This window comes from Prevotella micans F0438 (assembly GCF_000243035.1).
Classification (GTDB): Bacteria; Bacteroidota; Bacteroidia; order Bacteroidales; family Bacteroidaceae; genus Prevotella; species Prevotella micans.
The window spans coordinates 820,724-829,471 of the sequence record NZ_JH594521.1 but is presented as its reverse complement, the minus strand read 5'-3'; the positions used below and the strand labels follow the sequence as shown (position 1 = coordinate 829,471).

Below are 8,748 nucleotides of genomic sequence, written 5' to 3'. Positions count from 1 at the left end.
ACACACACACACACACACACACACACACACACACACACACACACAGCCTAGTTTCTACCTTTATTATACGCGCGCGTATAAGTTACGCGAATCCTTTAAACAACAATACTCCGGCGAGAATTGTTGTTCAATTTGTCGTGCCCTTTTGCTAGCCGTGTAAGGAAGGAATAATGGAATAATATTTACTCAAAAAATAATTAAAAATGAACAAAACAGATTTCAGGAAACGCCCCTACACTGCACCCTGGTGTATGGCAATAGAAACAGAGATTGAATATAGTCTTCTCGCCGGCAGTCCTGCTGGGAATCCAGACAACCATGGCGGAACAGAAGTTATTCCGCCTAGTGAGGATAATGATGATGATAACCTAACCGGTGCCAAAGAGAATTATATTTGGAATGGAGAAGAATAATAAAAATCACGATAAACAACACAAGTCAATTATGGAAAGAAAAATATTAAAGAAGATGTTCCATTCGATAGCTATCGTAGGAACAATAACCTTATCTATGTTTTCGTGCTCCGATGAAAATATCGTCGAGAATCAAGAAATAGGCGATAAAGGAGTTACCGTTAGTTTCAAGGTGACTAGCTCGCAGGAAGAAATGCTCAGACAACAACAATCCATGTCGGCAACACGAGCAGTTATATCCAACCGTTTACAAGAACAAGGTCTAACCTTGGAGGATTTGAAAACACGCAAGCTTGAGGTACAGGGGGGAGGAATAGATGCCTGCCTAATCGAGACCACTGTAGAAGGAATAAATCCTGTGCAGCCAACTATAGGTACACGAGCAAATATTAAAACCAGCATTGATGCAAATTTCAGTTCGCTAGGCTATCGCAGCGATGTCTCAGGATTCACTCCAGATACCCCCGATTGGTTTTACAATGCGCCAACACAGCCTAACGGTACATTAGTAACACCTCGCCCATGGGCGTGGATAAAGCCTTTTGCTCGCTTCTATGCAGTTTATCCCGAGGCTAAAACCGAAAATAAAATAACTCTTTCACCCGCTACTTACTCTGGTACACCTTATGTGGAATTTGAAGTAGAGAAAGATGTAAAGAAGCAAAAAGACCTCATGACTGCTTGCTCTGGTGAAGTGAAATATGAAACCCGCGGAGTTGCTCCCGAAACAAACCTCAAATTCCGTCATGCACTCACTGCGGTGAAATTTGCTGTTGGACAAAATCTTTCATGGAACAAGCGAATAAAGAAAGTAGAAATCAAGAATGCATACAGCAAGGGTAAGTTTATTCTACCCAGCGAACTCAACGGTACGGGACTAAATGCCGGATGGGAAACTTCCAGCTTGTCTACCCGCCAAGATTTCACACTTGATTTATCCTCTTCACCAATCAACACCAATAGCAATCCCAACACAGTGTTAACAGGTAATGGTAATGATAATTACACTTTCTATATGATTCCTCAACAGCTTGCTGGAGTAACCGTCGTTATTACTCTCGAAAGTACCCATGCAGGTAGTACAGCCCCGAATACAATCAGTGTTCCTTTACAAGGAAGCTGGAAACCCGGTACAACCAAAACCTATAAGTTAAGCCAAAATACCAGTGATTGGACTTATGTCCTTACAACATCTAATCCCGCAGCAACCGCCTATGATCAAATCATAACCAGTGCTTATGGTATCACAAGCTATCGTACCGCCCCCGACGGCATACAAGAGGCCGTGAAATGGAAGGTGGTAGGTTATGAGGAATACGACGAGACAACCAGCAGTTGGGTAGACCTTGGTACAACCAAACCCGCTTGGTTTACGAATGTCAGCATCGAGAATGGCGATGGAGGGACAGCTGCCCAGACTGGTACAGTAACTTTGAAAAAAGATGTTTCCGACCGTCTTGCTGCTTATAACAAGGTGCTTAAAGAAAACACACCTAAGGGTAGTAGTGGTAATTATTATAACCTTTCCAATCCCAATGGTGGAGCAGTAATAGAGAATACAGCAAACTCTTATCTTATCTCTGCACCCGGTCACTACCGCATTCCATTGGTATATGGTAATGCCATAAGAAATGGTAACAATAACACAAGTGCTTATATTAGCGCCGCTCCTGCAACTATGGAATTGATAAATGGTGTAAATCAAGATGTAATTCTCCATACTTTTCTCGATCATAACAACCAACCCATCACCTCCCCTTATATCAATGTACAGAATTCAGCTAATCCTGCCACACAGGCATCTATCGTTTGGACGGATCGAAGTAACTTGATAAAATCTTCTTCTCTGTCAGTCATTGGTAGTGGTGCTAATAGTTTCGTACAGTTCGAAGTGACCAAAGACGATATTTGCAACGGAAATGCCGTCATTGCCGTAAAGAACAGTTCAAATGTTGTGATGTGGTCTTGGCATTTGTGGTTCGACCAGAATGATGCACTCAACACCATTACCTGTACCAACAAACAAGGTAAACAATACGCTTTCTCAAAAAACATATTGGGTGCAGCTATACTTAGATGGAAGGGCAGTAATTATAACAAACCCCGACAGGCCCGTATCAAAATAAAACAAGAAATCGGTAACGGTGGAAGTCCAAAAGAATCTGTTATTAACATTACACAAAATCCTGGTAACATAAAGAAAATGAATATAACCTTATACCAGTTTGGTCGTAAAGACGCATTACCAAGCACAGATGAAATCAAGGATGGAAATTTTGTAAAAGTCAGTGGTATACAAAGTATTGGCACGACTATTCAAAATCCAGGTACAATGTATTATACCTCTACTGACCATTATAATTCCACTTATTACAACACTTGGTCTGCCAACAATACTGAGATTGGTTATAATGACAATGTGGTTGTAAAAACCATTTATGACCCATCGCCCGCTGGTTTTAAGATACCAGCTTCAAATGCCTTTACCGGTTTAACCAAATATGGTACCAATACGCTTATGCAAGCAGAATTCAATGTTGATGGTGCTTTTGATAATGGTTATAATTTCTGGACAAACAGCAGCAAGAATGCTTCCATATTTTTCCCAATTACGGGATTCCGCTTTAACGTCAATGGTTCAATGAACAGCATAGACTACGGTTACTATTGGTTGGCTATACCGGCGAATCCATACACCGGTACCAATTTGGTCTTCACCTGGTCATTTGTTGGTCCAGTAAACGGCACCATTCGGTCTTGTGCATTGCCTGTACGTCCTGTAGCCGGCAATTAAGAAATTATCATTCTATACTAGAGCAGTTGGTGTAGGAACAGACCTAGTGTCTGTCTGCATTCATACAAACTCTGGCTAACGTCCGCATAACATATTTCGTATATGAATACAAACTATGAACCTATAGATAGACATTTGTTTGTCCCTATGGAAACTACCCAAGGAAATAACTGATGTGGATACAAAATAATTTATGCCGGGAGTCTTTTAGCTCCCGGCACCTCAAAATAAATTATTACAAGAGCTAAAAGTATCCAGACGTACCAAAATAAATTATTACGAGGACTAAAAGACTCTGGAGGCACCAAAATAAATTATTATGAGAGCTAAAAGACTCTGGAGACCCCAAAATAAATTATTACGAGAGCTAAAAGTATCCGGATGTACCAAAATAAATTATTACGAGGGCGAAAAGACTCCGGAGGCACCAAAATAAATTATTACGAGAGCTAAAAGACTCTGGAGGCACCAAAATAAATTATTACGAGAGCTAAAAGACTCTGGACGTCCCAAAATAAATTATTACGGGGGCTAAAAGACTCTCGACGTCCCAAAATAAATTATTACGAGGGCTAAAAGACTCCGGATGCCACAAAATAAATTATTACGGCATCTAGAGAATCTCCGATATTCAAATTCTAAACATAAAATAAGATGAACAAAACATTCAAAATCAAGACGAACTACATAACGCAGTTTAATAATGTTACGCACGCTAAGTTTAACAAAACACAGTACGACCAGGTGGCTAAGGTCGACCTCCTGAAAATAAACGTGTCGGCCGACATGCTCAAGGCCTGGAAGGATGCAATCGACGTGGAAACCGAGTTAAACAACGAGGCGCAGGCGTCGGAAATCACAAAACAAATGATTGCCAAAGACCGCGAACGCGACGAAATTCTTACCTACATCTTCGGCATTATTCGCATCAGTAGGTATGCACCCAACAACGTATCCCGCAATGCGGCCGAGAAACTTTACGCCAAACTGAAGAAATATTTCGGCATTCAGTCAGAGGTCTACGAGTCTGAAAGCATGCACATCCTTGGTATGAAAAAGGATGTTGACAAGTTCCCTGGCGAAATAGCAGTTCTGAATCTTAACGAGGCCATAACCAAATTGATAAACCTGAATACGGAATACGAACAATTGGCCAGCAGTCGGCGCGACGATTCGTTGCTCCTGAAGTTGCCCAGCACGAAAGAAGCTCGCCAGACCACCGACAACGCTTTCGACGCTGTTTGTCAATGCATACAGGCAAGCTATTTAATTTCGCACGTTGAGGCCGACCGTCGAATGATTTCTGACCTGGTTGATGCAATGAACAAAATCTCGTCTGATTTCCGCGATACTCACGCTCAAAGTCAGGCGCAGAAAGCAGCAGCCAAAAAGAAAAAGGGTAACGAGGATGATAATCCTAAGAAACCCTCCGACCCTAAAAAGCCAGGCGATGATGGTAAAAAGCCGGATGATGGCAAGAAACCCGAAGACCCCAAGAAGCCCGGCGGCGACACCCCGAAACCCGGTCGCGAAGAAGACCCGGGCGAAGACCAGGTATAAGGGTTCGGTTTAAGAGAAATTATCCTCTCCTTGTCGGACAAGTGTCAGACACTCCCACTCGGGCGGAACGCCCGCATGTAGGGACAGACCCCGAGGGGTGATTTGCTGTCCGATACCCATAGGAAACAAATAAAAAATCGTTTATATAATCATTCAGACCTGCATCCGTCATGACGACGCGTGCAGGTCGACCGTTTTTATACATGTGTTCGGTTTAAGAGAAATTATCCTGCCCTTGTCGGGCGAGGCGAACAGACGTATCGGACAGCAAATCACCCCTCGGGGTCTGTCCCTACATGCGAGCTAACGCTCTACTCGGTATCTTGCACCTTATACAAAACCGGCCGGCGATAAATTTTAGTACATTTGCAATCATAATAAGAAAAAACACCTAATGTATGAATAACAAAAATCTAATGAACCGTGCAGCAGACAATATCAGAATCCTTGCAATCTCTATGGTTGAGAAAGCCAAGTCTGGTCATCCTGGCGGCGCAATGGGAGGAGCCGATTTTATAAATGTGCTCTTCTCCGAGTTTTTAATCTACGACCCCGACCAGCCGGAATGGGCCGGAAGAGACCGTTTCTATCTCGACCCCGGACATATGTCACCCATGCTCTATGCAGCATTGACCTTACAGGGGCGATTCTCTATGGACGACATCAAACAATTTCGACAATGGGGCTCAGTAACACCAGGACATCCCGAACGTGACCTGATTCATGGAATCGAAAACTCATCCGGACCGTTAGGACAGGGACACGCCTATGCTGCCGGAGCCGCTGTAGCCGAGAAATTTCTCGAAGCACGCCTGGGCAATACAATGATGCAGCACAAAATTTACGCATATATTTCAGATGGCGGCGTACAAGAAGGAATAAGCGCCGAAGTTGGTCGATTAGCCGGAACACTGGGACTTAACAACCTAATAATGTTCTACGATTCTAACGATGTTCAACTATCAACAATGTGCGATTCCGTGATGCAAGAAGACACAGCAATGAAATATCGTGCCTGGGGATGGAACGTAATAACCATCAACGGAAATGATGTCGACGAAATCCGAAAAGCACTCTCAGATGCAAATAAAGAGAAAGACAGGCCAACACTGATTATCGGTAAAACTATCATGGCGAAAGGAGCTTTGAAAGACGATGGCTCGTCGTACGAAGGCTCCATGAAAACTCACGGCGCACCACTCGGAGGCGAAGCCTACAATAATTCGGTTCGGAATCTCGGGGGCGACGCTGATAATCCCTTCCAGATATTCCCGGAGGTTCAAGATTTATATAACACCCGAAAAGAAGAACTCCGCAAAATTGTTGCTGCTCGGCATGCTGCAGAAGCCGAATGGGCAAAGAATAATCCTGAACTGAATGAAAAGTTCGAGAAATGGTTCTCGTCTGAAGCTCCCGAAATCGATTGGAGTGGATTAGTTCAGAAGCGCGACATTGCAACACGTAACGCATCGGCCGCTTGCTTGGAACTTCTTGCCGAACAGGTTCCGAATATGATAGTATCTTCAGCCGATTTAAGTAACTCCGATAAAACCGACGGATTCTTGAAACACACTCGTTCGTTGACACGAAACGATTTCGGCGGAGCATTCTTCCAAGCCGGAGTTAGCGAGTTAGCAATGGGCTGCATGTGCATCGGAATGATGTTGCATGGCGGAGTCATTTCTGCTATGGGAACATTCTTCGTTTTCTCCGACTACATGAAACCCGCAATCAGAATGGCCGCACTGATGAAAGTTCCAGTAAAATTCGTTTGGAGTCACGACGCCTTCCGTGTAGGCGAAGACGGTCCGACTCACGAACCTGTGGAGCAGGAAGCACAGATACGCCTAATGGAAAAACTGAAAAATCACAATGACGAAGATTCTGTTAGAGTGTTCCGGCCGGCCGATAGCTCCGAAACCACCGTTTGCTGGCAATTGGCAATGGAAAACATGTCGACTCCAACAGCTCTCATCCTTTCACGACAAAATGTAAACAGTTTGCCCGAAGAAAATAATGCTGAACAAGTACGACGCGGAGCCTATGTCGTAGCTGGTTCGAACGAACCCCACGATATTATTCTTGTAGCCAGCGGATCGGAAGTAAGTACCTGCATAGGTGGAGCCGAACTGCTAAGAAAAGATGGAATCAAAGTTCGTGTTGTTAGTGCCCCGTCTGAAGGATTGTTCCGCTGTCAGCCGCAGGATTATCAAGAAAAGGTTCTGCCGAGTAATACACGTATCTTTGGGTTGACTGCTGGACTACCGGTAACTCTCGAAGGGCTTGTAGGTTCGAAAGGCAAAGTCTACGGCATGACCAAATTCGGCTATTCCGCCCCATATAAAGTTCTTGATGAGAAACTGGGTTTCACCGCCGAAAATGTTTATAAACAAGTGAAGATTTTTTTAGAACAATAAGTTTAACCCGAGTGTAGATGTCAGTTCTGCACTCCTCAAAAACAAGAAAAGCTTATGGAAGTAAAAACAGTAGGAATTGCTTGCGACCACGCAGGCTTTCCGTTGAAACAGTTCGTTGTTCAATATTTGGAAGAAAAGAAGTATCCGTATAAAGATTTCGGATGCAACAGTGACCTCAGTTGTGATTATCCCGACTATGCACACTCGCTGGCCGAAGCTGTCGAAAAAGGTGAAGTCTATCCAGGAATCGCAATCTGCGGAAGCGGCGAAGGCATGGCAATTACGCTCAACAAACACCAGGGAGTGCGTGCCGGATTGGCTTGGAACAAAGACATAGCCGAACTCATAAGACAACATAACGACGCCAATGTACTTGTAATGCCTGGTCGATTCATTGACAACAACATGGCGGCAAAAATCATGGACGAATTCTTCAAAGCGAACTTTGAAGGAGGCCGACACGAACGTCGTACAAAGAAGATTCCGGTAGAAAAATAATTTTATTACCAATCCAGGAGCACATCCGAATGGAAACGGATGTGCTCTTCTCATTGGATTGATTGTCTTAATCAATACAGATAACATGATGGAGAGAAAAATATTTGCAAGAATAACAACAGCGTTTCTGTTCCTGCTCTATGCGACGCAGATAAACGCACAAGGAAATAGAGATGATTATTTCGTTGATGGTAGAACCGTTTTCTATCGCGGACAACCCATGCGGGGAGTTGATTTACGCAGCTTCATCATCCTGGGCTACGGCTACGCTAAAGACAGACGGAACGTTTATCTTGATGGTTGTATATTACGTTATGTCGACCCCTTCACCTTTCAGCTGAAGGGCAATGTAACTCACAAACCGTCTTATGATTTCGACGATCATTTCTTCGACGATAGATATGAAGGCTATTTGAAAACATCGAACACAGTACTCTTCAATGGCCGAGTCATAGAGGATGCTCATGTTTCATCATTCAAAGAATTGACTGACGGATACGCTCGCGACAGCTTCAATGTCTACTACATGGGACGAAAAGTTGAAGACGCAACTTCCTCTTCATTCAGAGTCCTAGGAAACGGTTATGCCGAAGATTCTTTCAACACATATTTCCGAGGTGAACGAGTTAAATAACCCCTCTGCTTAAAGGTAATTTCATTCAAAATTTTAAAGAGACCTTTCTTCTGAAATAAATTTTATCTTATCTTTGCATTCGCAAAACCGAAAAGACGGCATAAACAAGATCTGGTGCGTTAGTTCAGTTGGTTAGAATGCCTGCCTGTCACGCAGGAGGTCACGAGTTCGAATCTCGTACGTACCGCAAAACGTCTTTTCGCTTAAACAAAAATCTGGTGCGTTAGTTCAGTTGGTTAGAATGCCTGCCTGTCACGCAGGAGGTCACGAGTTCGAATCTCGTACGCACCGCTTTAAATACTCTGAAAATAGCATCAGAGATTTCTAAAGAAAATCGTAAGTATCATAACTTCAAGGAGTTATGATACTTTTGTTTTGTATCACTTCTTCTTTTCGGAGTATGTGTAGATACACAAAAATATCCCAAAATAC

At 43.4% G+C, this 8,748-nt stretch carries 6 protein-coding genes and 2 tRNA genes; all 8 read left to right on the top strand.

The genetic code is table 11. The features are described 5' to 3' along the window. The first annotated feature begins 203 nt into the window (after positions 1–203). The 8 genes from HMPREF9140_RS03440 to HMPREF9140_RS03405 all read left to right on the top strand — a co-directional run bounded on the left by HMPREF9140_RS03440 (position 204) and on the right by HMPREF9140_RS03405 (position 8,607). Positions 204–413 carry a hypothetical protein gene (locus tag HMPREF9140_RS03440; protein ID WP_006951778.1) on the top strand — a complete coding sequence of 70 codons (210 nt, stop codon included), beginning with the start codon at positions 204–206 and terminating at the stop codon, positions 411–413. Between the two features lie 31 nt (positions 414–444). After that, complete coding sequence (locus tag HMPREF9140_RS03435) at positions 445–3,207, top strand: hypothetical protein (protein WP_154648551.1); 2,763 nt, start codon at positions 445–447, stop codon at positions 3,205–3,207. Positions 3,208–3,861: 654 nt separating this feature from the next. Continuing rightward, positions 3,862–4,767 (top strand): DUF6261 family protein, encoded by a 906-nt coding sequence (locus HMPREF9140_RS03430; RefSeq protein ID WP_006951776.1) that lies wholly within the window; start codon positions 3,862–3,864, stop codon positions 4,765–4,767. A gap of 398 nt (positions 4,768–5,165) precedes the next feature. Further along, positions 5,166–7,184 carry a transketolase family protein gene (locus HMPREF9140_RS03425; protein ID WP_006951775.1) on the top strand — a complete coding sequence of 673 codons (2,019 nt, stop codon included), beginning with the start codon at positions 5,166–5,168 and terminating at the stop codon, positions 7,182–7,184. A 54-nt stretch (positions 7,185–7,238) separates the two neighbouring features. Continuing rightward, entirely contained in the window at positions 7,239–7,682 is a 444-nt protein-coding gene (gene rpiB, locus HMPREF9140_RS03420; protein ID WP_006951774.1) for a ribose 5-phosphate isomerase B, read from the top strand. 85 nt (positions 7,683–7,767) lie between these two features. Continuing rightward, on the top strand, positions 7,768–8,316 hold the full coding sequence (locus tag HMPREF9140_RS03415; RefSeq protein ID WP_006951773.1) for a DKNYY domain-containing protein: 549 nt from the start codon (positions 7,768–7,770) through the stop codon (positions 8,314–8,316). A 113-nt stretch (positions 8,317–8,429) separates the two neighbouring features. Further along, a tRNA-Asp gene (locus tag HMPREF9140_RS03410) sits at positions 8,430–8,503 on the top strand. 30 nt (positions 8,504–8,533) lie between these two features. Next, positions 8,534–8,607, top strand: a tRNA-Asp gene (locus tag HMPREF9140_RS03405). The last annotated feature ends 141 nt before the right edge of the window (positions 8,608–8,748 follow it).

Excerpts from the sequence above, each read along its gene's own strand:
- rpiB (WP_006951774.1), top strand. The coding sequence starts at position 7,239 with ATGGAAGTAAAAACAGTAGGAATTGCTTGCGACCACGCAGGCTTTCCG.
- HMPREF9140_RS03435 (WP_154648551.1), top strand. The coding sequence starts at position 445 with ATGGAAAGAAAAATATTAAAGAAGATGTTCCATTCGATAGCTATCGTA.
- HMPREF9140_RS03425 (WP_006951775.1), top strand. The coding sequence starts at position 5,166 with ATGAATAACAAAAATCTAATGAACCGTGCAGCAGACAATATCAGAATC.
- HMPREF9140_RS03430 (WP_006951776.1), top strand. The coding sequence starts at position 3,862 with ATGAACAAAACATTCAAAATCAAGACGAACTACATAACGCAGTTTAAT.
- HMPREF9140_RS03415 (WP_006951773.1), top strand. The coding sequence starts at position 7,768 with ATGATGGAGAGAAAAATATTTGCAAGAATAACAACAGCGTTTCTGTTC.
- HMPREF9140_RS03440 (WP_006951778.1), top strand. The coding sequence starts at position 204 with ATGAACAAAACAGATTTCAGGAAACGCCCCTACACTGCACCCTGGTGT.